The organism is Saccharothrix sp. NRRL B-16314 (assembly GCF_000716595.1).
In the GTDB taxonomy this organism is placed as follows: Bacteria; Actinomycetota; Actinomycetes; order Mycobacteriales; family Pseudonocardiaceae; genus Actinosynnema.
Genome location: NZ_JNXC01000021.1, coordinates 181,618 through 206,360 on the forward strand (window position 1 = coordinate 181,618; position 24,743 = coordinate 206,360).

26 protein-coding genes and 1 tRNA gene are annotated in these 24,743 nt (G+C 71.5%); 16 read left to right on the forward strand and 11 right to left on the reverse strand.

Translation table 11 applies throughout. From position 1 onward, the window contains the following. Window positions 1-16: 16 nt before the first annotated feature. The 5 genes from OQ02_RS26360 (at window position 17) to OQ02_RS26380 (ending at window position 5,529) form a co-directional block, all read left to right on the forward strand. Complete coding sequence (locus OQ02_RS26360) at window positions 17-1,639, forward strand: peptide ABC transporter substrate-binding protein (RefSeq protein ID WP_033441252.1); 1,623 nt, start codon at window positions 17-19, stop codon at window positions 1,637-1,639. Window positions 1,640-1,708: 69 nt separating this feature from the next. Continuing rightward, window positions 1,709-2,632, forward strand: a complete 924-nt coding sequence (locus OQ02_RS26365; protein WP_033441253.1) for an ABC transporter permease — start codon at window positions 1,709-1,711, stop codon at window positions 2,630-2,632. Next, window positions 2,625-3,524, forward strand: coding sequence for an ABC transporter permease (locus tag OQ02_RS26370; protein WP_033441254.1), 900 nt, complete (start codon window positions 2,625-2,627; stop codon window positions 3,522-3,524). The genes OQ02_RS26365 and OQ02_RS26370 overlap by 8 nt, the downstream gene beginning before the upstream one ends. Before the next feature lie 33 nt (window positions 3,525-3,557). Then, window positions 3,558-4,541, forward strand: a complete 984-nt coding sequence (locus tag OQ02_RS26375; RefSeq protein ID WP_081915968.1) for an ABC transporter ATP-binding protein — start codon at window positions 3,558-3,560, stop codon at window positions 4,539-4,541. Beyond that, on the forward strand, window positions 4,534-5,529 hold the full coding sequence (locus OQ02_RS26380; protein WP_033441334.1) for an ABC transporter ATP-binding protein: 996 nt from the start codon (window positions 4,534-4,536) through the stop codon (window positions 5,527-5,529). The genes OQ02_RS26375 and OQ02_RS26380 overlap by 8 nt, the downstream gene beginning before the upstream one ends. Before the next feature lie 145 nt (window positions 5,530-5,674). Here the strand turns inward: OQ02_RS26380 and OQ02_RS26385 are convergent, their stop codons facing one another. Next, the gene (locus tag OQ02_RS26385; protein ID WP_033441256.1) at window positions 5,675-7,162 is read right to left on the reverse strand and encodes a S10 family peptidase; all 1,488 of its coding nucleotides are present in this window, start codon (window positions 7,160-7,162) and stop codon (window positions 5,675-5,677) included. A gap of 30 nt (window positions 7,163-7,192) precedes the next feature. Here OQ02_RS26385 and OQ02_RS26390 point away from each other — a divergent pair, with 30 nt between their 5' ends. Beyond that, complete coding sequence (locus tag OQ02_RS26390) at window positions 7,193-7,894, forward strand: uracil-DNA glycosylase (protein ID WP_033441257.1); 702 nt, start codon at window positions 7,193-7,195, stop codon at window positions 7,892-7,894. Window positions 7,895-8,051: 157 nt separating this feature from the next. Here OQ02_RS26390 and OQ02_RS26395 read toward each other — a convergent pair whose 3' ends face one another. Both OQ02_RS26395 and OQ02_RS26400 read right to left on the reverse strand, forming a co-directional pair. Beyond that, window positions 8,052-8,774, reverse strand: coding sequence for a hypothetical protein (locus tag OQ02_RS26395; RefSeq protein WP_033441258.1), 723 nt, complete (start codon window positions 8,772-8,774; stop codon window positions 8,052-8,054). A 19-nt stretch (window positions 8,775-8,793) separates the two neighbouring features. Beyond that, on the reverse strand, window positions 8,794-9,225 hold the full coding sequence (locus tag OQ02_RS26400) for a hypothetical protein (protein WP_033441259.1): 432 nt from the start codon (window positions 9,223-9,225) through the stop codon (window positions 8,794-8,796). Window positions 9,226-9,314: 89 nt separating this feature from the next. Here OQ02_RS26400 and OQ02_RS41335 point away from each other — a divergent pair, with 89 nt between their 5' ends. The 10 genes from OQ02_RS41335 (at window position 9,315) to OQ02_RS26445 (ending at window position 17,637) form a co-directional block, all read left to right on the forward strand. Continuing rightward, entirely contained in the window at window positions 9,315-9,968 is a 654-nt protein-coding gene (locus OQ02_RS41335) for a DUF4129 domain-containing protein (protein WP_051772819.1), read from the forward strand. Beyond that, window positions 9,965-10,429, forward strand: a complete 465-nt coding sequence (locus OQ02_RS44135) for a hypothetical protein (protein ID WP_033441260.1) — start codon at window positions 9,965-9,967, stop codon at window positions 10,427-10,429. The genes OQ02_RS41335 and OQ02_RS44135 overlap by 4 nt, the downstream gene beginning before the upstream one ends. An 11-nt stretch (window positions 10,430-10,440) precedes the next feature. After that, a complete protein-coding gene (locus OQ02_RS26415; protein WP_231500230.1) occupies window positions 10,441-11,400 on the forward strand; it encodes an AAA family ATPase in 960 nt (319 codons plus the stop codon). Next, entirely contained in the window at window positions 11,397-12,800 is a 1,404-nt protein-coding gene (locus OQ02_RS26420) for a DUF58 domain-containing protein (protein ID WP_033441262.1), read from the forward strand. Before OQ02_RS26415 ends, OQ02_RS26420 begins: the two co-directional genes overlap by 4 nt. Window positions 12,801-12,996: 196 nt before the next feature. Then, window positions 12,997-13,491 carry a hypothetical protein gene (locus tag OQ02_RS26425; RefSeq protein ID WP_156077325.1) on the forward strand — a complete coding sequence of 165 codons (495 nt, stop codon included), beginning with the start codon at window positions 12,997-12,999 and terminating at the stop codon, window positions 13,489-13,491. A 170-nt stretch (window positions 13,492-13,661) separates the two neighbouring features. Then, the gene (locus OQ02_RS26430; protein WP_033441264.1) at window positions 13,662-14,987 is read left to right on the forward strand and encodes an NAD(P)/FAD-dependent oxidoreductase; all 1,326 of its coding nucleotides are present in this window, start codon (window positions 13,662-13,664) and stop codon (window positions 14,985-14,987) included. 193 nt (window positions 14,988-15,180) lie between these two features. Continuing rightward, on the forward strand, window positions 15,181-15,303 hold the full coding sequence (locus OQ02_RS46765; protein ID WP_269321641.1) for a hypothetical protein: 123 nt from the start codon (window positions 15,181-15,183) through the stop codon (window positions 15,301-15,303). A gap of 3 nt (window positions 15,304-15,306) precedes the next feature. Further along, window positions 15,307-16,425: an ATP-grasp domain-containing protein gene (locus OQ02_RS26435; protein WP_033441265.1), complete on the forward strand. Its 1,119-nt coding sequence runs from the start codon at window positions 15,307-15,309 to the stop codon at window positions 16,423-16,425. Next, the gene (locus tag OQ02_RS26440; protein ID WP_033441266.1) at window positions 16,406-17,476 is read left to right on the forward strand and encodes a SagB family peptide dehydrogenase; all 1,071 of its coding nucleotides are present in this window, start codon (window positions 16,406-16,408) and stop codon (window positions 17,474-17,476) included. The genes OQ02_RS26435 and OQ02_RS26440 overlap by 20 nt, the downstream gene beginning before the upstream one ends. 87 nt (window positions 17,477-17,563) lie before the next feature. Further along, a tRNA-Leu gene (locus OQ02_RS26445) sits at window positions 17,564-17,637 on the forward strand. Window positions 17,638-17,810: 173 nt separating this feature from the next. Here OQ02_RS26445 and OQ02_RS26450 read toward each other — a convergent pair. The 8 genes from OQ02_RS26450 to pqqA all read right to left on the reverse strand — a co-directional run bounded on the left by OQ02_RS26450 (window position 17,811) and on the right by pqqA (window position 24,663). After that, window positions 17,811-19,505 (reverse strand): DUF885 domain-containing protein, encoded by a 1,695-nt coding sequence (locus tag OQ02_RS26450; protein ID WP_081915961.1) that lies wholly within the window; start codon window positions 19,503-19,505, stop codon window positions 17,811-17,813. 54 nt (window positions 19,506-19,559) lie between these two features. Further along, window positions 19,560-20,207 (reverse strand): LuxR C-terminal-related transcriptional regulator, encoded by a 648-nt coding sequence (locus OQ02_RS26455; RefSeq protein WP_033441267.1) that lies wholly within the window; start codon window positions 20,205-20,207, stop codon window positions 19,560-19,562. Further along, window positions 20,159-21,439, reverse strand: a complete 1,281-nt coding sequence (locus OQ02_RS26460) for a sensor histidine kinase (RefSeq protein ID WP_033441268.1) — start codon at window positions 21,437-21,439, stop codon at window positions 20,159-20,161. The genes OQ02_RS26455 and OQ02_RS26460 overlap by 49 nt, the downstream gene beginning before the upstream one ends. A gap of 69 nt (window positions 21,440-21,508) precedes the next feature. Then, a complete protein-coding gene (pqqB, locus tag OQ02_RS26465) occupies window positions 21,509-22,408 on the reverse strand; it encodes a pyrroloquinoline quinone biosynthesis protein PqqB (protein WP_033441269.1) in 900 nt (299 codons plus the stop codon). After that, the gene (pqqE, locus tag OQ02_RS26470; protein WP_033441270.1) at window positions 22,405-23,466 is read right to left on the reverse strand and encodes a pyrroloquinoline quinone biosynthesis protein PqqE; all 1,062 of its coding nucleotides are present in this window, start codon (window positions 23,464-23,466) and stop codon (window positions 22,405-22,407) included. The genes pqqB and pqqE overlap by 4 nt, the downstream gene beginning before the upstream one ends. Next, window positions 23,459-23,728: a pyrroloquinoline quinone biosynthesis peptide chaperone PqqD gene (gene pqqD / locus OQ02_RS26475; protein ID WP_033441271.1), complete on the reverse strand. Its 270-nt coding sequence runs from the start codon at window positions 23,726-23,728 to the stop codon at window positions 23,459-23,461. Before pqqD ends, pqqE begins: the two co-directional genes overlap by 8 nt. Beyond that, a complete protein-coding gene (gene pqqC, locus OQ02_RS26480; protein WP_033441272.1) occupies window positions 23,725-24,402 on the reverse strand; it encodes a pyrroloquinoline-quinone synthase PqqC in 678 nt (225 codons plus the stop codon). Before pqqC ends, pqqD begins: the two co-directional genes overlap by 4 nt. A 75-nt stretch (window positions 24,403-24,477) precedes the next feature. Continuing rightward, entirely contained in the window at window positions 24,478-24,663 is a 186-nt protein-coding gene (gene pqqA / locus OQ02_RS26485) for a pyrroloquinoline quinone precursor peptide PqqA (RefSeq protein WP_033441273.1), read from the reverse strand. Between the last annotated feature and the right edge of the window lie 80 nt (window positions 24,664-24,743).

Consider the following 24,743-nt stretch of genomic DNA (forward strand, 5'->3'; position numbering starts at 1 on the left):
AGGTGGGAGGACCCTAATGTCACGTGCCCGATTAGTCCCCGCGGCCGTCGCGGTCGCATTGGCCGCGGCAGCCTGCGGCTCGGCAGACACCCCGGCGGCCTCGAACACCGAAGCCGGCATCACCATCTTCAACACCGAGCCGGAGAACCCGCTCGTCCCCGGCAACACCACCGAGGTCGGTGGCAGCCGGGTCCTCGACCCGCTGTTCACCGGCCTCGTCGAGTACCGCGCGGAGGACGCGCAGCCGCAGAACGCGATGGCCGAGTCGATCGACACCACCGACTCCAAGGTCTTCACCGTCAAGATCAAGCAGGGCTGGCTGTTCCACGACGGCACGCCGGTCACCGCGAAGAGCTTCGTGGACGCCTGGAACTGGACCGCCTACGGGCCGAACGCCACGCAGGGCGCCAGCTTCTTCTCCCAGATCGACGGCTTCGACGCCGTCCACCCCAAGGACCCGGACGGCGCCGACGGCCCGCAGGCGCCGCCCGCACCGACCGCGGAAACCCTGTCCGGCTTGAAGGTCGTGGACGACCACACGTTCACCATCACGCTGTCCGAGGCGTTCGCCGTGTTCCCGGTGACCATCGGCTACGAGGTGTTCTCGCCGCTGCCGGAGTCGTTCTTCAAGGACCGCATGGCCTTCGAGAAGCACCCGATCGGCAACGGCCCGTTCAAGTACGTCTCGCGGGAGGTCGGCGCCAACATCAAGCTGACCCGCAACGACGACTACCAGGGCACCGACAAGCCGAAGTTCAAGGACTTGACGCTCAAGGTCTACCAGAGCCGTGAATCGGCCTACGCGGACCTCGTGTCGAACAACCTGGACTTCCTGGAGGAACTGCCGCCGAACGCGCTGGCCGGCCGGCAGTACGAGACCGACCTGGGCGAACGGGTGGTGCAGCGGGAGACGCTGAACAACCAGACCATCGCGTTCCCGCTCTACCTCAAGCCGTACGACAACGTCGACCTGCGCCGCGCGATCTCCATGGCGATCAACCGCGAGGAGATCACCCGGGTCATCTTCGAGGGCACCCGCAAGCCGGCCGACGGCTGGGTGCACCCGCTGATGAAGGGCTACCAGCCCGGCCAGTGCGGCGAGTACTGCACGTTCAACCCGGAAAAGGCCAAGGCGGCGCTCGCGAAGTCCGGGTACACCGGGGAGATCGTGCTGCTGTCCAACACCGACAGCGGGCACACGGAATGGGCCGAGGCGGTGGTCAACAGCATCAAGAACACCCTCGGCATCGAGGCCAGGTTCGCGCCGTCGACCAGCTTCGGCGAGTTCCGGCAGAAGGTGAACGCGCACGAGATGACCGGCATGTACCGGGCGGGCTGGATCGCGGACTACCCGTCGATCGAGAACTGGCTGACGCCGCTGTACCGGACCGGCTCGTCCTCCAACGACGGTGGCTACTCGAACCCCGCGCTCGACGCGAAGCTCGCCGAGGCCGACAAGGCGCCCAGCGAGGAGGAAGCGATCGAGCTGTACCTCGAAGCCGAGCGGATGCTCGCGGAGGACCTGCCGGTCCTCCCGCTGTGGACGCAGAACACCATCGCCGGCCGCTCCGACCGGCTCAAGGTGGCCAACCTCGACCCGTTCCGCACGCTGGACCTCTACACGGTGGAAGTGGCCTAGCACCAGGGGTTCCGCACGGGCCGGTCCGGGTCGCAGACCCGGGCCGGCCCCGGTCGAGGGGAGTGCGCGTTGGGGCGTTACGTCCTGCGCAGGCTGTTGCAGATGGTGCCGGTGTTCCTCGGCACGACGTTCCTGATCTACGCCCTGGTGTGGGCGGTGCCCGGTGACCCGTTCGAGGGCAAGTGCGGTGAGCGGGACTGCCCGGCGTCGTACGTGGCGGCGATGCGGGAGAAGTTCAACCTGGACGACCCGCTGATCGTCCAGTACGGCAAGTACCTGCTGGGACTGGTCCAAGGCGACTTCGGCCTCACGTCGTCGGGGGTCGAGGTCTCGACCCGGATCGCGGCGGCGTTCCCGGTGACGGTGCGGCTCGCCCTGGTGGCGCTGCTGGTCGAGGCGGTCATCGGCATCACCGCGGGTGTCGTCTCGGGCCTGCGCAACCGCGGGTTCCTGGACAGCCTGGTGCTCGTGTCGACGCTGTTCCTGATCTCCATCCCGGTGTTCGTCACCGGGTACGTGGTGCAGCTGGTGTTCGGGCTGCAACTCGGGTGGATCTCGCCGACGGTCACCACGCCGACGTTCGGGAACCTCATCGTGCCGGGGTTCGTGCTGGCCAGCCTGTCGATGGCGTACGTGGCAAGGCTTTCCCGGGCGAGCATCTCGGAGAACCGGCGGGCCGACTACGTGCGCACGGCGTTGGCGAAGGGCCAGCCCAACCACCGGGTGGTGGGCGTCCACCTGCTGCGGAACTCGCTGATCCCGGTGGTCACGTTCCTCGGCACCGACCTCGGCGCGTTCCTCGGCGGCGCGATCGTCACCGAGGGGATCTTCAACGTGCCCGGCGTCGGCGGGCTGGTGTTCCGGTCGATCCTGACGAAGGACGGCGCGATGGTGACCGGCGTCGTCACCGTGCTGGTGTTGGTGTACCTGCTCATGACGTTGCTGGTGGACCTGCTCTACGCGGTCTTGGACCCGAGGATCCGCTATGACTAGTCAGATCGCTCCTGCCGTGGTGGAACAGCCGCGCGGCCTGTTCGGGGACGCCTGGCACACGCTGCGGCGGCGGCCGTTGTTCTGGGTGTCCGTCTCGTTGATCCTGCTGATGCTGTCGCTGGCGCTGTTCCCGGGGCTGTTCGCGTCCGGCGACCCGAACCTGGCGGACCTGTCGCGGTCGCGCGGCGCGCCGTCCGCCGAGGCGTGGTTCGGGTACGACAACCAGGGCTACGACATCTACACGCGGGTCGTCTACGGCGCGCGGGCGTCGATCGTCGTCGGCCTGCTGGCGACGTTGGGCGTGGTGCTGGTCGGTGCGTCCGTGGGGATGCTGGCCGGGTTCTACGGCGGGTGGCTGGACGCCGTCGTGTCGCGGATCGCGGACGTGTTCGTGGGCGTGCCGTTCGTGCTGGGCGCGATCGTCATCCTCACCACCCTGAACGCCGGTGGTGACGCGGGGCCGGTGCGGATCGTGGCGCAGGTGGTGCTGTCGATCTCGGTGCTGTCGTGGCCGGTGGCGATGCGGATCATGCGGTCGACGGCGATCGCGGCCAAGCAGCAGGACTACGTGAAGGCGGCGCGGGCGTTGGGCGCGTCCTCGGTGCGGATCATCGGCAAGCACATGCTGCCCAACTGCATCGCGCCGGTGCTGGTGTACTCGACGATCGCCCTGGGCGCGTTCATCGGCGCCGAGGCGACGCTGTCGTACCTCGGGATCGGGCTGCGGCAGCCGGTCGTGTCGTGGGGCGTGATGATCAACAGCGCCAAGGACTACCTGCGCGTCGCGCCGCACGCGCTGCTGTTCCCGGCCGGTTTCCTGACCGCGACCGTGCTGGCCTTCGTGATGTTGGGTGACGCGGTGCGCGAAGCCCTCGACCCGAAGCTGCGTTGATCTGCTGGGCTCGACCCTTTTGGGGAGGTTTTGGTGCTGCTCGAGGTCGAGGACCTGCACGTGGAGTTCCGCACGCGGGACGGGGTGGCGCGCGTGCTGAACGGCGTGAGCTACCACGTGTCCGCGGGCGAGACGTTGGCCGTGCTGGGCGAGTCCGGGTCGGGGAAGAGCGTGACCGCGCAGGCGATCATGGGAATCCTCGACACGCCACCGGCTTTCGTGACGCGGGGGTCGGTGCGGTTCCACGGTGAGGAGCTGCTGTCGGCGTCCGCGGACCGTCGTCGGGCGGTGCGGGCGTCGGGCGTCGCGATGATCTTCCAGGACGCGCTGTCGGCGTTGAACCCGGTGTTCACGGTGGGGTTCCAGATCGAGGAGCAGCTGCGGGTGCGGCGCGGGATGAGCCGGGCCGACGCGCGGGCGCGGGCGGTCGAGCTGCTGGACCTGGTGCGGATTCCCCTCGCGCGGCAACGGGTTCGGGACTACCCGCACCAGTTCTCGGGCGGGATGCGGCAGCGGGCGATGATCGCGATGTCGTTGGCGCTCGACCCGGAGGTGCTGATCGCGGACGAGCCGACGACGGCGCTGGACGTGACCGTGCAGGCGCAGATCATGGACCTGCTGGCGGAGATCCAGCGCGAGCGGCAGATGGGGCTGATCCTGATCACGCACGACCTCGGGGTGGTGGCGGAGGTGGCGGACCGGATCGTGGTGATGTACGCGGGGCGGATCGTGGAGCACGCGGACGCGGTGTCGCTGTTCCGCTCACCCGGGCACCCGTACACGTCCGCGCTGATGCGCTCACTGCCGCGGTTGGACTCGAAGGGGACGGCCCTGGAGACGATCCGCGGGCTGCCGCCGAGCCTGCTGCGGATCCCGCCGGGGTGCCCGTTCCACCCCCGGTGCTCGCGGGCGGAGGACATCTGCGCTTCGCACGTGCCGTCGGCGGTGCGGCTGGGGTTCGGGCGGACCAGCGCGTGCCACTTCGCGGAGGAAGTCGTGGGTGGTCCCCGTGGCTGAGCTGCTGGAAGTGGTCGACCTGGTGAAGCACTTCCCGGTGACGCGGGGAGTGGCGTTCCGGCGGACGGTCGGGCAGGTGCGGGCGGTGGACGGCGTGTCGTTCACGTTGGGCGCGGGGGAGACGCTGGGGGTGGTCGGCGAGTCGGGGTGCGGCAAGTCGACGCTGGCCCAGGTTTTGATGCGGCTGGAACCGCCCACGTCCGGGGCGGCGTACTTCGAGGGTGAGCCGATGTTCTCGCTCCGGGGCGCCGCGCTGCGCCGGTGGCGGCGGGAGATGCAGATCGTGCTGCAGGACCCGTACACCTCCCTGAACCCGCGGATGACCGTGGGCGACATCGTGGGTGAGCCGTTCGAGATCCACCCGGAGGTCGCGCCCAAGGCGTCGCGGGCCGGGCGGGTGCGGGAGCTGCTGGACGTCGTCGGCCTGAACCCCGAGCACCTCAACCGGTACCCGCACCAGTTCTCGGGTGGGCAGCGGCAGCGGATCGGGATCGCGCGGGCGCTGGCGCTGAAGCCGAAGGTGATCGTGTGCGACGAGCCGGTGTCGGCGCTGGACGTGTCGATCCAGGCGCAGGTGATGAACCTCCTGGCCGAGCTCCAGGGCGAGTTCGGGCTGTCGTACGTGTTCATCGCGCACGACCTGTCGGTGGTGCGGCACCTGTCGGACCGGGTGGCGGTGATGTACCTGGGGAAGGTCGTGGAGATCGGGACGGAGGAGCAGATCTACCGGCACCCCACGCACCCGTACACGCAGGCGCTGCTGTCGGCGGTGCCGGTGGCCGACCCCGCCCTGCGGGGCAGGCGCGACGTGATCCGCCTGACCGGCGACGTGCCGTCACCGGTGAACCCGCCCTCCGGCTGCCGCTTCCGCACGCGGTGCTGGAAGGCGCAGGACGTGTGCGCCACCGAGGAACCGGCCCTGATCAGCCGCGACGGCGGGCATCCGAGCGCGTGCCACTTCGCCGAGGAACGCTCCGTCGTGCCGTGACTGACGCCGTGCCGTGACCGACAGCGTGGCCTGACTGACGCCGTGCCTGATGAGCGCATGCCCCGCGGGTCGCAATGAGCCGCGGGGCATGCGTTCAAGGCCGGTGCGCCCGGTGTGGGGCTCAGCCCAGGCTGCCGGTCGACCGCTAGCGGTTCGAGGCGGACTGGACGAAGTCGGCCAGGTCCTTCGACTGCTGGACCCGACTCGGCTCGTGGACGTACATCATGTGCCCGGCGGGGTAGTAGGCGGCTTCGATGTTGGCGTGCAGCTCGTCCGGGATCTGCAAGTGCGCCACCACGTGCTCGGCCGCGTAGTACGGCGTCGCCCCGTCCAGGTGACCGTATGCGATGTGCACGCGGAGGTGCGGGTTGGCGCGCATCGCCGACGCCAGCTTGTTCGCCACCGTCACGTGCACCCCCTCGAACTCCTTGAACGACCAAGGCCGGACGTTCACCGTCAGGATCTCGTACGGCAGGTCGTTCTCGTACTCCAACTCCGACCGCACGTAGTGGTTCAAGGCCGCCGTGTACGGCCCGAGGATCGCCGAGTACGACGGGTCCTCGCTGAACGTCTCCCGGCCGTAGTCCGCATCCGGCCCGGTGAACCGCGAATCGAGCCGCCCGACGACCTTCCGCTGCGACCGCAGCAACTCCGTGAAGAACCGCACGTGCTCGACCCGCAGGTTCACCCGGTCCACGTAGTCCTCGTCCAGACCGGTGAGGCGGGCCAGCCGCGCCACCACGTCGGCACGCTCCTCAGTGGACAGTCGGTTGCCACGCGCCAGCGCCCACGGGTAGTCCCGCGACGCGAACTCCTCGGCCTCCGCCAGGACGTCCTCCAGCGCCCGCGACCCGTGCAGCCCGTGGTAGTGCGCGATCGCCGCGTACGTCGGCAGGAACAGCGTGTGCGGCAGGTCGTTGCCCTCGCTGAAGTCCAGCGTCGCGAAGTCCAGCACCGACGAGATCAGCATCAACCCGTTGAGGTACATCCCGTACCGGGACTGGAGGTACTCGGCCAACCCGGCCGCCCGCGTCGTCCCGTACGACTCGCCGGCCAGGAACTTCGGCGACATCCACCGCCCGTTGCGCGACGTCCACAGCCGGATCACCTCGCCGACCGACTCCAGGTCGCCCTGGAAACCGTGGTACTCGCCGGGCTTCTCGCCCTTCACCGCCCGCGAGTACCCGGTCGACACCGGGTCGATGAACACGAGGTCGCTGTGCGCGAGCAGCGTCTCGGCGTTGTCGACCAGGTCGTACGGCGGCGGCGCCATGTCACCCACGTCACCGGACACCACCCGGCGCGGCCCGAGCAGCCCGAGGTGCAGCCACACGCTGGACGACCCCGGCCCGCCGTTGAACGCGAACGTCACCGGCCGCTTCGCCGGGTCCGCGCCGTCCAGCGTGTACGCCGTGACGAAGACCTCCGCCTTCGGCTGGTGCCCGTCGAACTTGCCCTCGGTCAGCACCTCCTGCCGCAGCACCACCCGACCGGTGGTAGTGGTGTAGTTCAGCTTGCGGCGCTTGACGGTGATGCTGTGCTGGGTGGTGACGAGGTCGTCGACCGGGAGGTCCCGCTCGTCGTCGGGCTTGTCCTTGGCGGCCTGCTCGTCGCCGTTGTCCTTGTCGGTCATGGCCGAACTCTACGATCGGAGACGCGCACCTTGCTCCCGCTGTCCGCTCTCGACGAACGGGTTACCAGTTGCCGCGCGTGCCCGCGGCTGGTGGCGTGGCGCGAGGAGGTGGCGCGGGTCAAGCGGGCGGCGTTCCGGGACGAGGAGTACTGGGGGCGGCCGGTGCCGGGGTTCGGCCCCGCCGACGCGTCACTGGCGATCGTCGGCCTGGCGCCCGCCGCGCACGGCGCGAACCGCACCGGCCGCATGTTCACCGGCGACCGCTCGGGGGACTTCCTGTACGCGGCGATGCACGCGGTCGGGTTGGCGACGCAGCCGACGTCGACGCACGTCGGCGACGGCCTGGAGCTGATCGGCACGCGCATCACGGCCCCGGTGAAGTGCCCGCCGCCGGAGAACAAGCCGACCCCGGAGGAACGCGACAACTGCCGTCCGTGGCTGATCCGGGAACTCGAACTGCTCCGCCCGACCCTGCGGGCGGTGCTCGTGCTGGGCGCGTTCGGCTGGCAGGCGGTGCTGCCGGTGCTGGCCGCGTGCTGGCAGGTGCCCCGGCCACGCCCCGCGTTCGGCCACGGCGCCCACGTGACGCTGGAGGCACAGGACGACGGCCCGCCCCTGCAGCTGTTCGGCTGCTACCACGTGAGCCCGCACAACACGTTCACCGGCAAGCTCACCCAGTCCATGCTCCAAGACGTCCTGGAGCAAGCCAAGACCGCAGCCGGCCTCGGTTGAGGAGCCGGCTCGGATCCGGCCGCCGGTCGGTGCCGTACGGGTTGCGGTGGACGTCGGGGTCGTCGGCCACAGCGAAGCCGACCACCTGCCGGAACCCGGCACGAACGGGCCTGCGTCGTCCACGTCCGGTCACCGTCGCGACCCGATCCGGCGCGGTTCACCGCAGCACCGGGCGGTTGGCCCACGTGTACTCGGTCGCGATGTCGAAGACGCAGGCACAACTCGGGCACTCCGCCTTGCCGAAGAGGTGGGCGAGTCCGCCGGCGAGGGCTTCTTCCCCGTCGCGGACCGCGGTCTCGTGCATCCACCGGCCGATGCCCGAGAGCTCGTCGGCGGACGCCGGCCGCAGGTCGCGCCGGTCCACGTCGCCCCGGTGCCAGTCCCGGATCGCCGAGTAGTTCCCGTGGTCGCCGATGGCGATCGTCACCTCGACGGCGCACTGCGGACAGGCCAGTTGGTAGAAGTCGTCCGTGAAGTCCCCCAGGGCGGCTGCCCAGTGGTACTGCTCCTCGACCGCGAGCAGCGCGCGGAACGGCCTGAGGTAGTCGGAGGGCCGCGACCGCAGGTGCCGGTCCAGCACCTCGCGGAACTCCGCGATCGCGTCGGCGCAGTCGGCCGCCAGATCGTCACAGCCGTGGTGCGCTGCCGCCCGTTCCACGATTTCCCCGGCCAGCGCACGTGCCCGTGCGCTGGCCGGTGCGAGACGCACCAGACGAGGCAGGGCGGCGAAGCCGGCGGGCGACACCAAGTCGTGCTCCAGGACCAGCCGGTAGCCCAACTCGTCCCAGGCTTCGGCGTCGTCCTCGCGCTCCACCCGCTCCAGGAGCCCGGGAACGCGATCAGTGCCGAACCAGCAGTCGTGCGTTCGCGACCAGTCCACGTGTCCGGTGAAACGCCGGTCAGCCGTACAGGTGGCGGTTGACGTCGGGGTCGTTGGCCAGCACGAAGTCGACCACCTGCCAGAACTCGGGCAGTCGCGGGTGGGTGAGGCCGTCCTCCCGGGACAGCTGCACGCCGTGGATGTCGCTGCCCGACCCGTCCATGCACGCCTGGACCAGGGTCGCCGCCGGCTGCGGGCTGCCCTCGACCGGGCCGACGCGGCACCCGAACGTCACGTGGTCCTCGGTGGAGCCCGTGCCCCAGGTGCCCAGAATGACGTCGATCCACGTCTCGTGCGGATGGTCGCGGTGGTGGTACGAGTTCGCGAAGTACACGGCGTGCGCGTTCCCGTCGCGGTGGACGAAGTTCCACGACCGTTCGATCGGCGCGTCACAGCACCCGCACGCGTACTGCCTCGTCTGCCGCTCGTCGGGCTCCATCGCCAAGGTCACCGGTGAAGACTATCGATCACGGTGGGCCAGTCGGCCGCGTTCCCGGGAAACCGCACGCGCCGAACCACGGCGACGGGCATCCTTGGCTCATGAAGCCCCGGCTCGCGCTCGTCATCGCGGTGGGGTCGGCGCTCGTGCTGATCGCGCTCGCCGCGCGCGGGGAGTCGCCGGTCCGCTACGGGGAACGGCCCGTGGTCGCCGAGGAGACGCCCGCGCCGACCGCCAAGCCGGTCGACCCCTTCGACGTCGACGTGGGCGGTTCGACGGTCGGCGGGTCGTTCCTCGTCCTCACCATCGTGCTGGTCGTGGTGGCGGTCGGGGTGGTCGCGTTGGTGATCTCGTTCGGCGTGTTCCGGCACCGGCAGCGGCGCGGGGTGGGTGTCGCGGTCGACGCCCCGGACCTGGAGGACGGTCGTGCGGAGCCGCCGGCGATCTTCGTGCGACGTGCTGCGGAAGCGCTCGACGAGCTGCGCGACCAGGCCGGACCGCCCGGTGACGCGGTCATCGCCGCCTGGCTCAGCCTCGAACGGGCCGCCGAGGACAGCGGTGTGCCGCGCCAGGACCACCAGACGCCCACCGAGTTCACCGGCGACCTGCTGCGCCGCTACGAAGTGGACGAAGGCGCGGCGGGCACGCTCAAGCTCGTCTACCAGCGGGCCCGGTTCGGGACGGCGGCGGTGACGGCGGCGGACGCCCGCACGGCCACCGAAGCGCTGGAGCGGATCGTGCGGGACCTCCGGTGAGCCCGCTGCTCGGCATGGCCCGCGCGATCACGCTGGCGGTCGCCGTCACCGCGGTCACCGCGTTCGTCCTCACCCGCGTCGGCGCGCCCTGGCACTGGGCGGTGCCGATCGCGGTGCCGGTCGGCGCGTTGGCCCTGCTCGCGTCACGCCTGCCGCGCGCCACGGACGTCGTCTGGGCGCCCCTGCCCGCGACCATCTCCACCGCCACGTCCGCCCAGGCCGGTTCGCTCGCCGGCCGGCTCGCCGAGGCCGCCGTCGACCAGGACCGGTTCGTCACCCGCGTGCAGCCCCGGCTGCGGCGGCTCGCGGAGGCGCGGTTGCGGCAGCGGCACGGCGTGCCCGGCCTCGACGACCCGAGAGCGCCCGAACTGCTCGGCGCCGACCTGCACCGCCTGCTCACCGACCCGACCGCACCGCTGCCCGAGCCGTCGAAGCTCGCCGACCTCCTGGAGAACCTGTGACCCACGGCACCGTGTCAGTCGAGACGATCGCGGCCGACGCGAAAGCGGTGCTCGCCGCCGTCGGCACCGTCGTCGTGGGTCGGGAGCGGTCGTTGCGGCTGGCGTTGGCGGCCGTCCTCGCGGGCGGGCACGTGCTGCTGGAGGACGTGCCCGGCCTGGGCAAGACGCTGATGGCCCGGTCGCTGGCGCAGGCGTTGAAGTTGGACTTCAAGCGCCTCCAGTGCACCCCCGACCTGCTGCCCGCCGACGTCACCGGCTCGTTCCTCTACAACCCGGGCGACCGCGAGTTCACGTTCCGCGAGGGACCGCTGTTCACCGGCCTGCTGCTCGCCGACGAGATCAACCGGACCCCGCCGAAGACCCAGTCCGCGCTGCTGGAGGCCATGCAGGAACGGCAGGTCACGGTCGAGGGCCGCACGTTCCCGCTGCCCCGCCCGTTCCACGTGCTGGCGACCGCGAACCCGGTGGAGTACGAGGGCACCTACCCGCTGCCCGAGGCGCAGCTCGACCGGTTCCTGCTGCGGCTGGACATCGGCTACCCGCCCCCCGCCGAGGAGGTCGAGGTGCTGCGCCGCAGGCTCACCCGGCAGCGCGAGGAGACCGAGGTGGAGGCCGTGCTGGACGCCCGGCGGCTCCGGGAGCTCCAGCACGGCGTGGAACAGGTGGCGGTGGACGACGACGTGCTCCGGTACTGCGTGGACCTGGCGTCCGCGAGCCGCGGGCACACCGCCGTCGAGGTCGGCGCGTCACCGCGCGGCGCGCAGGCGTTGGTGCTGGTGGCACGGGCTCTGGCGGTCCTGGACGGGCGCGACTTCGTGCTGCCGGAGGACGTCAAGGAGTGCGCCGTCGCCGCCCTCGCGCACCGCATCACGCTGCGCCCGGAGACGTGGACGTCCGGCGTGACGGGCGTGGAGGTCGTCACCGAGCTGCTCGGCCGCGTGGCCGGCCCGGCGAGCACCCGTTCGTCATGACGAGGGCGCAGCGGCTTCGTGAAGCGCTCACCGGGGGGAGAGGGGAGCACTGGCACCCGACCGACGCGCTGGTGCGCGGTCTGGCGCTGGGCGTCGGGCTGGTGGTGCTCGGCGGGCTGCTGCACGAGGTGGAGCTGGTCCTGTTCGGCGCGCCGCTGCTGATCTCCACGCTGCTCGCCCTGCTCACGCCCGTCACGGGCACGCCGACGGTCAAGGTGCGCGGCCTGCCCCGCACGGGTGAGGTCGGCGCGGCCAGGTCCGCGGTCGAGGTCGATCCGGGTGAGGGCTCGGAGGTGCTGGCGATCCGGCTGCCCGACCCCGTGGCCGGCGGTATCGGCACGGTGCACCTGATGCCCGCGACGGCGCGGGAGATCGAGGTCGTGCTGCGCCGTGACGCGTGGGGCGAGGGCGTCGACCTGCGGCCGGACCACCTGGTGGCGGGGCCGGACGCGTTGTTCGTGCACGGTCCGATCACCGCCGTCGAACGCGGTCGGGTGATCCTGCCGCCGGTGGAGGCGTTGCCCGCCGGTCTGCTGCCCGCGCGGGCGGTGGGGTTGGTCGGCGCGCACCGGGCGCGGCGGCCGGGCGACTCGGTGGAGCTGCGCGACATCCGGGCGTTCCAGCCGGGTGACCGGCTGCGGCGGATCGACTGGCGGGTGTCGTTGCGGACCAGTGCGATGGCGGGCACCGCCGAGGGCACGCACCTGCACGTCCGCGAGCACCACGCGGAGGCGGACGCGGACGTCGTGCTGGCGCTGGACACGCGGCAGGACGTCGGCGCGGAGCTGGGGGACTGGGCGACGCCGGCGCGTGCGACGACGGGCAGCTCGCTGGGCAGGTCGCTCGGGGACTGGTCGCTGGCGTCGCGCGGGACGACCGTGCGGCCGGGAGGCAGCCTCGACGTGGCGGTGCGGGCGGCGGCGTCGTTGGCGGCCGGGTACCTGCGGCAGGGCGACCGGGTGAGCCTGGTCGACCTCGGCCGGCCGCAGCTCGGTGCGCGTCCGGGCGTCGGGCGGCGGCAGCTGCTGCGGCTGCGGCACCAGCTCGTGGTGTGCGCCCGGTCGGCGGGGTGGGCCCAGCGGCCCGTGCTGCGGCCCGAACAGGTGCCGCACGGGGCGCTGGTGGTGGTGCTGTCGCCGTTCTTGGACGCCGAGGTGGTGGAGCTGGCGGTGCACGCCGCGCGGCGCGGGAACGTGGTGCTGGCGGTGGACGTGCTGCCGGAGCAGTTGCGGCCCGATCCCGAGGCGCAGTGGGGTGTGAGCGCGTTGAAGGTGATCCGGCTGGAGCACGACGTGCGGCTGGAGGCGATGCGGCAGCACGGCGTGGCCGTCGTGCCGTGGGGCGCGCCGATCGCGGGCGTGCTGCGGCAGGCCCGGACCGGACGGCGGCTGTCCCGATGACCCCGCCCCCGACCGCGACCCCACCCCCGGCCTCTCCCGTGACCCCGGGCCCGCCCGTGGCCCCGACCCTGCCCGCGGTCCCACTCCTGCCCGTGACGCTCGCGGCGGCACCTCAGCGGGTGGCTCGCGCGTTCCGAGCGTTGAACTCGGGGGTTCCGAACGTAGGACTCGCGGGACGCGAACGTAGGACTCACTGGTGAGGGGCGGGGTGGGCGGGTGGGTGTTGCGGGCGGCCATCGGGGTCGCCTCGGGGGCCGTGGCCTGGGTGCTGGCGGTCCACGGGGTCGAGTGGCCCGCGCTCGCCATGTACGGGCTCCTGGTGGCCGCCGCGATGGCGATCCCGGCGTCCGCCGCGGTCGCGCTGATCATCGGCTACCCGGCGGCGGCGATGGCGTTCGTCGGCGACGACCGGTCCTGGGCGGGCGTGTTCGCGCTGGTCGTGCTCCTGCACCTGGTGCACGTCCTGGCCGCCTACGCGGCCGTGGTCCCGATCGGATCACGCGTTCACCTGGAAGCACTAAAGGCACCCGCGAAGAGGTTCGCCCTCGTTCAACTCTCCGTGCTGGCCGTGGCCGCGGTCGTCATCCTGTTGCCGGGCGGCCGAACGGACGCCGCGGTGGAGGTCGTCGGCCTCGCGTGCGCGGTCGGGCTGGTCCTCGGAGCGGTCCTCCTGATGCGCCGGAAAGGCTGAGAAACGACCTGCCCGACCTCAGCCCCAGCTGAACGTCTGTATCGTTCCTCTCAGCACGTTCTCCATGATCTGCTGGTCAGCGGCAGCGTGTCCGTCATCACCCGGCGACCGTGGTCACAACAGGCCCCGTAGATGCGCGGGAAACCCCCCTCCGGTGCGACCATATGTGTATGGCTGCTGTGAAGTCGCAACCCACACGGATCGTGATTGTCGGCGGTGGGTACGTCGGCATGTACACCGCGCTGGGATTGCAGAAGAAGCTGCGTTCCGGCGAGGCGTCCGTCACGGTGATCGACCCCCAGCCGCACATGACCTACCAGCCGTTCCTCCCCGAGGCGGCGGCCGGCTCCATCGAGCCCCGCCACGTCGTGGTGCCGCTCCGGAAGGTCCTCAAGCGCTGCCACGTGGTCACCGGCCGTGCCACCCGCATCGAGCACGAGCGCAAGGCCGTCACGGTCGAGCTCGCCGACGGCCACGTCGAGGAGTTCGAGTACGACGTGCTCGTCTCGGCCCTGGGTGCCATCTCGCGCACCCTCCCCATCCCGGGCCTGGCCGAGGTCGGCATCGGCATGAAGACCATCGGTGAGGCCATCTACCTTCGCAACCACGTGCTGTCGCGGCTCGACCAGGCCGCCAGCACGAACGACCCGGAGCTGCGCAAGCGCCTGCTGAGCTTCGTGGTCATCGGCGGCGGCTTCGCCGGGATCGAGACGCTGGCGGAGCTGGAGGACATGGCCCGCTACGCGCTGCGCTACTACGAGGGCCTCAAGCAGGAGGACATGCACTGGGTCCTGGTCGAGGCCACCGGCCGGATCATGCCCGAGGTGAGCGCCCGGCTCGGCGCGTGGACCGTCGAGCAGCTGGAGAAGCGCGGCATCAAGTGCTACCTCGACACGCGCGTCAAGAGCATGGAGGGTGGCCACGTCGTCCTCGACGACGGCACCGAGTTCGACTCGGACACCATCATCTGGACCGCGGGCATGAAGGCCAACCCCATGCTGCGCAACACCGACCTGCCGCTGGACGAGCGCGGCCGGGTGCGGTGCACGGCGGCCATGCAGGTCGTCGGGCTGCCGGGCGTGTGGGCGGCGGGCGACTGCTCGGCCGTGCCGGACCTGTCGCAGACCGAGCAGGACCCGACGGCGACGTGCGTGCCCAACGCGCAGCACGCCATCCGCCAGTCGAAGCTGCTGACGAAGAACATCCTCGCCACCCTGCGCGGCAAGCCGACCAAGGACTACTTCCACAAGTACCTGGGCTCGGTCGCCGGCCTCGGCCTCTACAAGGGCGTGGCGGACGTGTTCGGCCTGCGCTTCAAGGGCGTCATCGCGTGGCTGATGCACCGCAGCTACCACGTGATGTTCATGCCCACGTTCAACCGCAAGTTCCGGGTCTTCGTCGACTGGACGCAGGCGCTGTTCTCCGGCCGCGAGGTCGTCGCGCTCGGCCAGATCCACGAGCCGAAGGCCGAGTTCGACCGCGCCACCAAGAGCTGACGCGAACGGCCGCCCACCTGCTGCTCCGTTCGGTACGGTGGGCGGACGGCCGTCCGGACCAGCGATCTCACTTGAGCCCCCAGACGGCCTAACGACACGCCGGTCACCTTGACATTGCGTAACGTGAACCCGAGAATACAGCTGGTGTATCGCCTGAATGTGTGATGCATCAGTGGGGAGAGAGGTGACCGCGATGTCTCTCGAGGAGCTGGCCGCACAGCTTCGCCGCGGTGAGATCGAGGATCGTACACTGGCGGAGTACTCCGCGGAGTACGCCACCGCCGAAAAGCGTTTTTGCAGCAAGAAAGACGACTGAGTCATGACCGTCTCCGGGTGGGGGAACGAGCTCGTTCCCCCACCCGAGGCAGCAAGACCCGCGAAACCGACCCCGCTGCTGCTCCAAGGTCAGGATTACCTGTTCCGGTCGCAGCCGAAGTGCCTGGACTTCCAGGAACAGGTGCACCGCCTCGGGATGGTCGACGAGGGTGACGGCAGTCCCGTGCCCTGCGTGCTGGTGCTCGCCCGCGCAGCCGACATGGAGATGAACGAGCTCTCCATCGCGCTCGCCGAACGCGGCATCCGGATGGCCCGCATCGACGCCGACCGCTCCGTCGACCTGCCGCTCACCGTCTACACCGACCAGCCGCTGCTGGAACTCGACCGCTGGCTGCTGCGCCCGCTGCTGGTGTGGCGCCGGCACTTCGAGCTCTCCGCCGTACCCCTCGAACCGGGCACGCTGGCCGGCGCCTACGCCGTCGACCAGTGGGGCGCCGTCGCCGACTGGCTGTCCAGCCGGGGTGACTGGGCGCACGTCAACCCGAGCCGCAACACCTCCCACCTGAACCGGCTGACGCAGCTCGCCGACGCCTCCGCGTTCGGCCTGCGCGTGCCGCGCACCACCGTCACCACCCGACCCGGCCGCACCAGGCCGGGCGGCGGGCAGTGCATCGTCAAGACCTCCGGCCGGCACCTGCTGGAACCGCGCCCAGGCATGCAGCACGGCCTCTTCCCGCGTCCGCTGGAGACCAGCCGGTCCGGTGACGTGCCCGAGTCCGCGCCGGTGATCGTGCAGGAGTACGTGCCGTCGGACACCGAGCTGCGCGTGTTCGTCGTCGGCGAGCGGTGCCTGGCGTTCCAGGTGGACAAGCTGGACCCGGCGCAGCTGTGGGTGGACCCGGAGGCGGTCCGCGTCACGCCGGTCGACGTGCCGTCCGGGCTGACCGACCGGCTGCTCGCCCTGGCCAGGCACTGGCGGCTCCAGGTGGCGGCGTTCGACCTGCTGGTCTCGGGCGGCGACCACGTGTTCCTGGAGGTCAACGTCAACTGCGACTGGCGGTGGTTCGAGCACCGGGCGGGGGACGCGCGGGTGTCGGTGGCAGTGCACGAATGGGTGGCGGCGCGCTTCAAGGAGCTGCTGGGTGCGGGCAAAGGTCGCTGAGCACGCGACGCTGTTCTACCAGGACGGCGCCGTGGTGTGGGACGACTACCTCCACCACCGGCAGTTCGCCATCAGCGAGACCGCGGAACTGCTCTGCCGCAAGTTCACCGAGTTCACCGACGTCGACGCGCTGCTCAGGCCGCTCGGCGAGGAGGACCGTGCTGCCCTGCGCAAGGTGCTGGACGAGTTGGTCGACGCCGGTGTGCTGATCGTCGAGGGCTCGCCCCAGCACGAGGAGGAACGCCGGCTGCTGGACGGCTGGCGCTCGTGGGGCGTGTCCGCCCGGCACTTCCACTTCGCCAGCCGCACCCTCGCCGACGCTCCGTACCAGGGTTCCGACGAGCACGACGCGGTGCTGGACGCGAAGCTCGCGACGTCGCCGCCGCCCCCGCCGTTCCGCAGCCTCGGCGGTGCCGCCGTGCCGCTGCCGCCGTTGCCGGAGCAGCCCGGGTGGGCGGGGTCCGGCCTGTTCGACGTCCTGCTGGAACGGCGCACCACGCGCGAGTTCGGCACGTCCGGCGTGCCGCTCGACCGGGTCGGCGAGCTGCTGGCCGTGCTGGCCGGTCCGTCGCCCGCGCGGTCCCGGATCGGGCGGTCCGGCACGGTGTTCAAGACCAGCCCGTCCGGTGGCGGGCGGCACCCGGTCGAGCTGTACGCGCACGCGCGGGACGTGCCGGGGCTGGAGCCGGGCTGGTACCACTACGACGGGCTCGCGCACGCGCTGGAGCCCGTCGGGGTGCGCTGGGGACCGGCCGAGATGGCCGCGGCGGCCGGTGACCAGGACTGGGTCGGGCAGGCGCCGTTGGTCCTCGCGTACACCGGGGTGCTCGAACGGACTAGATGGCGTTACGACACCTCACGTGCATACCGTGTTGTGCAAATGGACGTAGGACATCTATCCCAAACGGCTTATCTGGTTGCTACGGCAATGGGTCTTGGTATCGGCTTCACCGCAGCATTGCGGGATGAGCTCGTCGAACAAGCACTCGACTGTGATGCTTATCACGAGGTCGTACTCGGCCTGAGCGCCTTGGGCCCATTACCCGAATGAGCGCAATAGCGGATTGCATTGAGCCGTGCGGGGGACTTCTTCCGAACCTGCCCCACGAACGCTCGGTAACCGCTTAGGCTCCCCGCTGCCCCCGTAGCCCAACCGGTAGAGGCAGGCTCCTTAAAAGAGTCACAGTACGGGTTCGAATCCCGTCGGGGGCACGCTCGGTGCCGCATTGGCTTCACCCATCTGCCGGGTGAACACGAACGCGCAAGCGCGATCGTCAGTCACCCGAGTCACCCGATCGGACCTGCGAAGCGGTTCGGGACGCCGTGCACCGGCATCCCGAACCGACGACTTCGCGGTGTCCGACCGCGGACGACTCGCGCGCGGATCAGGGGTGGTCGGCGCGCACCCGTTCCGCGGCGGCTTCACCCGAGGCGGCTTCTCCCGAGGTGGTCCCACCCGAGGCGGCCCACTCCGAGACGACCTCGTCCAGCACGGCCAGCGGCAGCGGGCCGCCGCCGAGCACGAGGTCGTGGAACGCCCGGATGTCGAAGCGGTCGCCCAGCGCCTCCTCGGCCGCCGCCCGGATCCGCAGGATCTCGAGCCGGCCGACCATGTACGCCAGCGCCTGACCGGGCGCGGCGATGTACCGGTCCACCTCGTTCTCGATCTCGACCAGCGCCATCGGCGTGTGCCGGCTCAGGTACTCCACGCCCTGCGCCCGGCTCCAGCCGTGGGCGTGCAGACCGGTGTCCACGACCAGCCGGCCGGCGCGCAGCGAGTCCATCGCCAGCATCCCGAGCCGCGCCACGTCGTCCGAGTAGAGGCCCATCTCGTCGGCCAGCCGCTCGGTGTAGAGGCCCCAGCCCTCCAGGTACGCGGTCACGTTCGCGACCCGGCGCAGCATCGGCAGGTCGGTCAGCTGCTGGGCCAGCGTGATCTGGAAGTGGTGCCCCGGCACGGCCTCGTGGAACGCGATCGCCTCGGCCTGGTACCGGAACCGCTCCTCGACCCGGTGGGTGTTCGCGTAGTACGTGCCCGGCCGCAGCCCGTCCGCCGACGGCGGCGCGTAGTACGCGGTCGGCGCGCCCGGCGCGTCGGCGGCGGGCACCGGCTCCACCCGGCAGCGCTGCTCCGGCACCCGGCCGAACCAGCGCGGCGCGGCCTCCTCCGCCCTGGTCACCGCCTCACGGGCGGCGTCGATCAGCTCGTCCTCGGTCGTCCAGCGCAACGCCGGGTCGGTGCGCATCCGTTCCAGCACCGCCGCCACGTCGGACGTGCCGAAGACGCGTTCGCCCAGCTCGGCCAGCTCGCGCGTCACGCCCGCCATCACGTCGAGGCCCGTCTGGTGCAGCTCGGCGGGCGTGCGGTCGGTCGTCGTCTGGACCCGGACCAGCGCCGCGTACATCGCCTCGCCGCCGGGCAGCCGGCCAAGGCCGACCTCGTCGGTGGACCGGCCCCCGATGCCCGCGATCACGTCGCGGTAGGCGGCGAACGCGGGCCGCACCACGTCGGCCAGCAGCCGTTCGCGCTCGGCGGTGAACTCGTCGCTGCCCGCCGGTCGGGCGAACGGGTCGTCGTCGGCGACCAGGTAGCGGTCGACGTGAGCCACCGCCGCGTCCACCAGGTGCTGCACGGGCGTGCGGCCCGCCGCCGCACCGGCGAGCTGGCGGTCGGCGACCCGGCGCAGGAAGTCGGGCACGGCGGCGAGCCGGTCGAGGTACGCCCGCTCGGACTCGGGCCCGGACAGCGCCGTCATCGGCATGACGGTCAGCAGCTCGCCCGCCGGCGCGAAGAACGAGTCGGTGATCGTGTACTCGACGCCGCGCGCGTCGATCAGGTCCACCACCGCCCGCGCCTGCTGGACGATCACCGCACGGGTCACCGGGTCGTCGTCCGCGGGCAGCGTGCGCGCCCGTTCCGCGATGTCCAGGGCCTGCGCCCGGGTCGCCTCGTCGGTCTCGGCCCGGTGGTCGGTGAGCAGGTGGTCGTACCCGGGCACGCCGTAGACCGTGGCGGCCAGCGGCATCTGCGTGAACATCAGGTCGAGCAGTTCGTCGGCCAACTCCGCCGTCGTGCCCATGCGCACCCCCGGATCGTCGTCAAAGGAAAGATGGTACTTAGCCTAAGAAACGATTTACACCCCGTCCAAATAGGCCAGCACGGCGAGCACCCGGCGGTTGTCGTCCTCCGACATCGGCAGGTCCAACTTGCCGAAGATGTTCGCGATGTGTTTGCCGACGGCTTTCTCGGTGACGAACAGCCGGCCGGCGATCGCGCCGTTGGAACGGCCCTCGGCCATCAGCGAGAGCACTTCCCGTTCACGGGGGGTCAACGTCGCCAGCGGCTGGTCCCGCGCGCCGCGGGCGAGCAGCTGGGTGATGACCTCGGGGTCCATCGCGGTACCGCCCGCCGCGACCCGCCGAATGGCGTCGACGAACTGCCGGACGTCCGACACCCGGTCCTTGAGCAGGTAGCCGACCGCGCCGCCGCGATCGGACAGCAGTTCCCGCGCGTAAAGCTGCTCGACGTACTGGGAGAGGACCAGGACCGGCAGTCCCGGCACCCGCTTGCGGGCCTCGATGGCGGCGCGCAGGCCCTCGTCGGTGAACGTCGGCGGCAGGCGCACGTCGACCACCGCCACGTCGGGGCGGTGGTCGACCAGGGCCTTGAGCAGGGCGGGACCGGAGTCGACCGCCTCCACCACGTCGAAGTCGTACGCCTGCAGGAGCCGGATCAGGCCGTCCCGGAGGAGGACGAGGTCTTCACCGAGGACAACGCGCACGGCAGCTCCATGGTCACGATGGTCGGCCCGCCCACCGGGCTCGCGACCCCGAGTGTGCCGTCGAACGCGGCCAGCCGGCGCTCGATCCCGCGCAATCCGCCGTTCTCCGACGCCTCCGCGCCCCCGCGCCCGTCGTCGCCGATCATCAGCGAGAGCTTGCCGTCCTCGTACCGCACGCGGATCCACGCGCTGGTCGCGCCGCTGTGCTTGGCCACGTTGGTCAGCGTCTCGGCCACCGCGAAGTACGCGGCCGACTCGACCGGCGCCTCCGGCCGCCCGGTCAGCTCGATGTCCGCCTCCACCGGCAGCGGGTGGGCCAGCGCCAACGCGCGCAGCGCGCCGTCCAGCCCGCGGTCCGCCAGCACCGGCGGGTGGATGCCGCGGACCAGGTCCCGCAGCTCCGCCAGCGCCTGGGTGGACGACTGGCGCGCCTCGGCCAGCAGCTCCTGCGCGGCCCGCGGGTCACGGGCCAGCAGCTCCTCGGCCATGCCCAGGCTCATGCCCAGCGCGACCAGGCGGGCCTGCGCGCCGTCGTGCAGGTCCCGTTCGATCCGGCGCAGCTCGGCCGCCTGCGCGTCCACCGTGTCGGCCCGTGAGTCGGCCAGCACGCGCACGCGGTTGGTCAGCGTGGCCTTGGCGCTCGGCGCGAGCAGCCACCTCGCGATCGAGGCGTGCAGCCGGGCGGCGCGGGGCGTGGCCCACCACGCCAGCACCAGGAAGCCGATGCCGAACAGGGGCGCGAGCACGAAGTTGCCGGGGGTGTCGTGCCGCAGCAGGACGTACTCGACGGACCTGCCGCTGTCGATCCAGATCAGCGGCACCACGAACCCCAGCAGGCCGTTGATCCAGAACGCCACCGGCAGGATGCCGCAGAAGACCCCGACGACCGCGTTGACGGGCAGGAACGCCAGGTCGCGCCACGTCGCCGGGTCGGTGGCGATGGTGCGGACCCTGGTCATCGGGCCCCGGTTCTCCGGCAGCCGGTAGGGCGCGTTGATCGGCACCTCCAGCACGCCGGAGGCCCACCGGCGGAAGAACCCGGTGTAGTGGCGGGCCAGCGCGGTGAACAGCAGCAGCAGCGGCACGCCGACGGTCACCAGGATCAGCGGGTAGGCGTAGAGCTGGAGCGGGATCAGCGGGAGCCCTGCCACGCACAGCGGCGCCCGCGCCAGCCCCAGCGCGGCCTGCGTCAGTCGGGCGCGGGCGTCGCGTACGAGGTCGTGGTCCGTCATGGCCCCGATTCTTCCGGCAGGCCACCGGCAAATCGGTGGGTTTAACCCCCCAAACCGCGCGGGCCGGGTTCAGATCTCGATCAAGGTGCCGTCGGTGACCAGCTCGGCGCCCGCCGCGGTGATCTCGGCGTGCTCGGGTGAGCCTGGGTCCAGCGCGGGGTTGGTGTTGTTCAGGTGGGTGTAGATGAGCCTGGTCGAGGGGTGTTCGCGCAGGTGGGGGAGGCTGTGGGTGATGGGGAGGTGGCCCATCGCGGACTGTCCGCCCGTGCCCGTCCCGGTGGCCGTGCTCATCTCGGACGGCGCGTGGAAGGTGCCGTCGAGCAGGACCACGTCGGCCTCCGCGACCAGCGCGTCGAACCCGGGCGGCCAGGACGCGAGGCACGGCGCGTACAGCAGCACCCCGCCGGTGGCCGGGTCGGTGAACCGGTACGCCACCACCCACGGGCCATCGGTCGCATCGGCGCCGTCGGTCGCGTCGGCCGCGTCGGTCGCGTACCTGGGGCGCTTGCCGCTGATCGGGAACGCGGTGACCTCCAGCCCGTCCAGCGTCAGCACCCGCTCCGGCTCCACCTCCCGCCACGACCACTCGCCGTACGTCGCCAGCACGTCCCGCGTGGGAGCGAGAGCGCGCAGCACGGCCGCCGGCCCGTGTACCCGCAACCCGACCGCCCCGCGCAGCACGGCCAAGCCCAGCGTGTGGTCGAGCTCGGCGTCGGTGAACAGCACGCCGCGCACGGGCGTGTCCCGCGGACCGGGGCCGGGCGCGAGCGAAGGCGTGGACGCCAGCTGCGCGCCGATGTCGGGCGAGGCGTTCACCAGCCACCACCCCACACCGTCGGCGCTCACGGCCAACGCGTCCTGCGTGCGCGCGGGCAGCTCACCGGAACGCACCGCCGAGCACGGCCCGCACGCGCAGTTCCACTGCGGCACACCCCCGCCGGCCGCCGTCCCGAGCACCACGACCTTCACCGGACCACCGCCCGGTGCTCCACCGGAGCCGTCCCACCGGCCAGGACCAGGTCGACCAAGCCCCGGTGCGGCGACAGGGAGCACACCGGGTCGGTCGCCGAGGCGTCCCCGGTCAGCTGGAACGCCTGGCACCGGCACCCGCCGAAGTCCACCTCGCGCCGCACGCACGAACGGCACGGCTCCTGCATCCAGTCGAAGCCGCGGAACGCGGTGAAAGCGGCCGACGAGTGCCAGATGTCGGACAGGGCGCGGTCCTTGACGTTCTCCACGCCCAACCCCTCGATCACCCCCGCCGCTGGGCACGGCAGCACATCGCCGTTCGGCGCCACGGTCAGCTGCCGCGCGCCCCACCCGTGCATGCACGGCTTCGGGTGCGCCTCGTGGTAGTCGGCGACCACGTAGACGATCTCCATCGCCGAACGCGCCCGCGCCGCGGCCACCACCTCACCCGCCCGCGCCACCTGCTCCCGCGTCGGCAGCAACGCGGCGCGGTTGCGCAAGGCCCACCCGTAGTACTGGGTGTTGGCCAGCTCCAACCGGTCCGCGCCCATGCGTTCCGCCAGCGCGATGATCGCGCCGACGTTGTCGAGGTTCAGCCGGTGCAGCACCACGTTCACGGTCAGCGGCAGCCCGGCGTCCCGGACCACCTCGGCGGCCTTGAGCTTGTGCCCGTGCGCCCGGACCCCGGCGATCAGGTCCGCGCCCGCCGCCTCGGCGTCCTGCACCGACAGCTGCACGTGGTCGACGCCCGCCAGCCGGTCCGCGGTCAGCCCCAGGCCGCTGGTCACCAGGTTCACGTAGCAGCCGAGCCCGGCCGCGTGGCCGACCAGCTCGGCGAAGTCCCGGCGTGCCAGCGGTTCCCCGCCGGACAGGTGGAGCTGCCACACCCCCATCGCGCGGGCCTGGTCGAACACCGACCGCCACCCCGCCGTGTCCAGCTCGTCCGCGCGGCCGGCAAGCTCCACGGGGTTCGAGCAGTACCCGCACCGCAGCGGGCACCGGTGGGTCAGCTCGGCGAGCAGGCCGAACGGCGCGTCCGCCCCGGGTACCTCACCCATCGACGGCCACCACCCGGCGCGCCACCAACCGGTCGACCAGCTCGGCCACGTCGGCCGCCCGCACCCCGTCGAACTCCTCGGCCAACCGGCGCGCGATGCCCTCGACGGACGTCCGCCCGTCGCACAGCCCGACCACCGCCGCCGCGGTCTCGTTGAGCACCAGCACGCCCTCCGGGAACAGCACCACGTGGCAGGCCCGGGTCTCGTCGTAAGCGGTCTTCACCCCTCGGCGCAGACGCGGCGCCGCGCTGAGCGGGGTCACGAGTAGTAGTCCACGGCGTCCAGCAGCGCGCGCAGCACGTCGCACTTGAACGCCAGCGCGGCGATTGCCGCCTCCTGCTGGTCGAGCGTGCGGCAGTGGCGCACCACGATGTCCAAAGTGGACGCTCCTTCGTCGGCGACCACCCCGAGCCTGGCGGTGAAGTAGGCGAAACCCTCCTCGGCGATCCACGGGTAGTGCTCGCGCATGTCGACGAGCCGGCGCGCCATCAGGCCGCGCGAGAACATCTCGGTGAGACCGGACGCCACCGCCTCCACCCATGGACGCGTGCGGGCGAACGTCACGTAGGCGTCCACGGCGAACCGCGTGCCCGGCAGCACGTGCCGCTCGTCCAGCACCTCCTCCCGGGTCAGCCCGAGGGCCTCGGCCAGTCGGAGCCAGTTCTCGGCGCCGCCGTCACCCGGCCCGCTGCCGTCGTGCCACACGATCCGCTCCCGCCACACCCGGCGGACCTCGACGTCCGGGCAGTTGGCCAGGATCGCCGCGTCCTTGCGCGGGATCGCGCGCTGGTAGTACCAGCGGTTCGCCGCCCACAGCTGGAGCTCGTGCTTGGACAACCGGCCCTCGTGCAGCCGGACGTGGAACGGGTGGCGGTCCCAGTAGCGGGACGACAGGGCGCGCAGGTGCGCGGTGAAATCGTCGGGGTCGAGCACCACGGGGGCACCTCTCGGGTTCGCAGGCGCCGCGCCCTTCGACACCGCGTGCCGAACGGCGCGGCGGAACGGCCGGCGTCAGCCGCGAGCGGCGTAGGCGGTGACTTCCATCGGGGTGTCGACGTCCCGGAAGTCGGGCGCGACCCAGGTGCGCTTCGGCGACTCGACGCGCTGGACCTCGGCGCGCCGAGGTTCGACGGCGTGGACTGCGACGGCCTGGAGTTCGGAGGTCCGGTGTTCGACCGTTCGGGTATCGGTGGTCATGCGCTACTCCTCGGATGCCGGTGCGTTCCGTGGGGCGGCGGGAATCTCACCGTAGAGCTTCGCCCAGCACCGCGCCAGAC

What these genes read in the sequence shown, in the direction of transcription:
- OQ02_RS26360 (WP_033441252.1), top strand. Translation starts at nt 17, where the DNA reads ATGTCACGTGCCCGATTAGTCCCCGCGGCCGTCGCGGTCGCATTGGCC.
- OQ02_RS26370 (WP_033441254.1), top strand. Translation starts at nt 2,625, where the DNA reads ATGACTAGTCAGATCGCTCCTGCCGTGGTGGAACAGCCGCGCGGCCTG.
- OQ02_RS26385 (WP_033441256.1), bottom strand. Translation starts at nt 7,162, where the DNA reads ATGACCGACAAGGACAACGGCGACGAGCAGGCCGCCAAGGACAAGCCC.
- OQ02_RS41335 (WP_051772819.1), top strand. Translation starts at nt 9,315, where the DNA reads ATGAAGCCCCGGCTCGCGCTCGTCATCGCGGTGGGGTCGGCGCTCGTG.
- OQ02_RS26420 (WP_033441262.1), top strand. Translation starts at nt 11,397, where the DNA reads ATGACGAGGGCGCAGCGGCTTCGTGAAGCGCTCACCGGGGGGAGAGGG.
- OQ02_RS26430 (WP_033441264.1), top strand. Translation starts at nt 13,662, where the DNA reads ATGGCTGCTGTGAAGTCGCAACCCACACGGATCGTGATTGTCGGCGGT.
- OQ02_RS46765 (WP_269321641.1), top strand. Translation starts at nt 15,181, where the DNA reads ATGTCTCTCGAGGAGCTGGCCGCACAGCTTCGCCGCGGTGAGATCGAG.
- OQ02_RS26435 (WP_033441265.1), top strand. Translation starts at nt 15,307, where the DNA reads ATGACCGTCTCCGGGTGGGGGAACGAGCTCGTTCCCCCACCCGAGGCA.
- OQ02_RS26450 (WP_081915961.1), bottom strand. Translation starts at nt 19,505, where the DNA reads ATGGGCACGACGGCGGAGTTGGCCGACGAACTGCTCGACCTGATGTTC.
- OQ02_RS26460 (WP_033441268.1), bottom strand. Translation starts at nt 21,439, where the DNA reads ATGACGGACCACGACCTCGTACGCGACGCCCGCGCCCGACTGACGCAG.
- pqqE (WP_033441270.1), bottom strand. Translation starts at nt 23,466, where the DNA reads ATGGGTGAGGTACCCGGGGCGGACGCGCCGTTCGGCCTGCTCGCCGAG.
- pqqA (WP_033441273.1), bottom strand. Translation starts at nt 24,663, where the DNA reads ATGACCACCGATACCCGAACGGTCGAACACCGGACCTCCGAACTCCAG.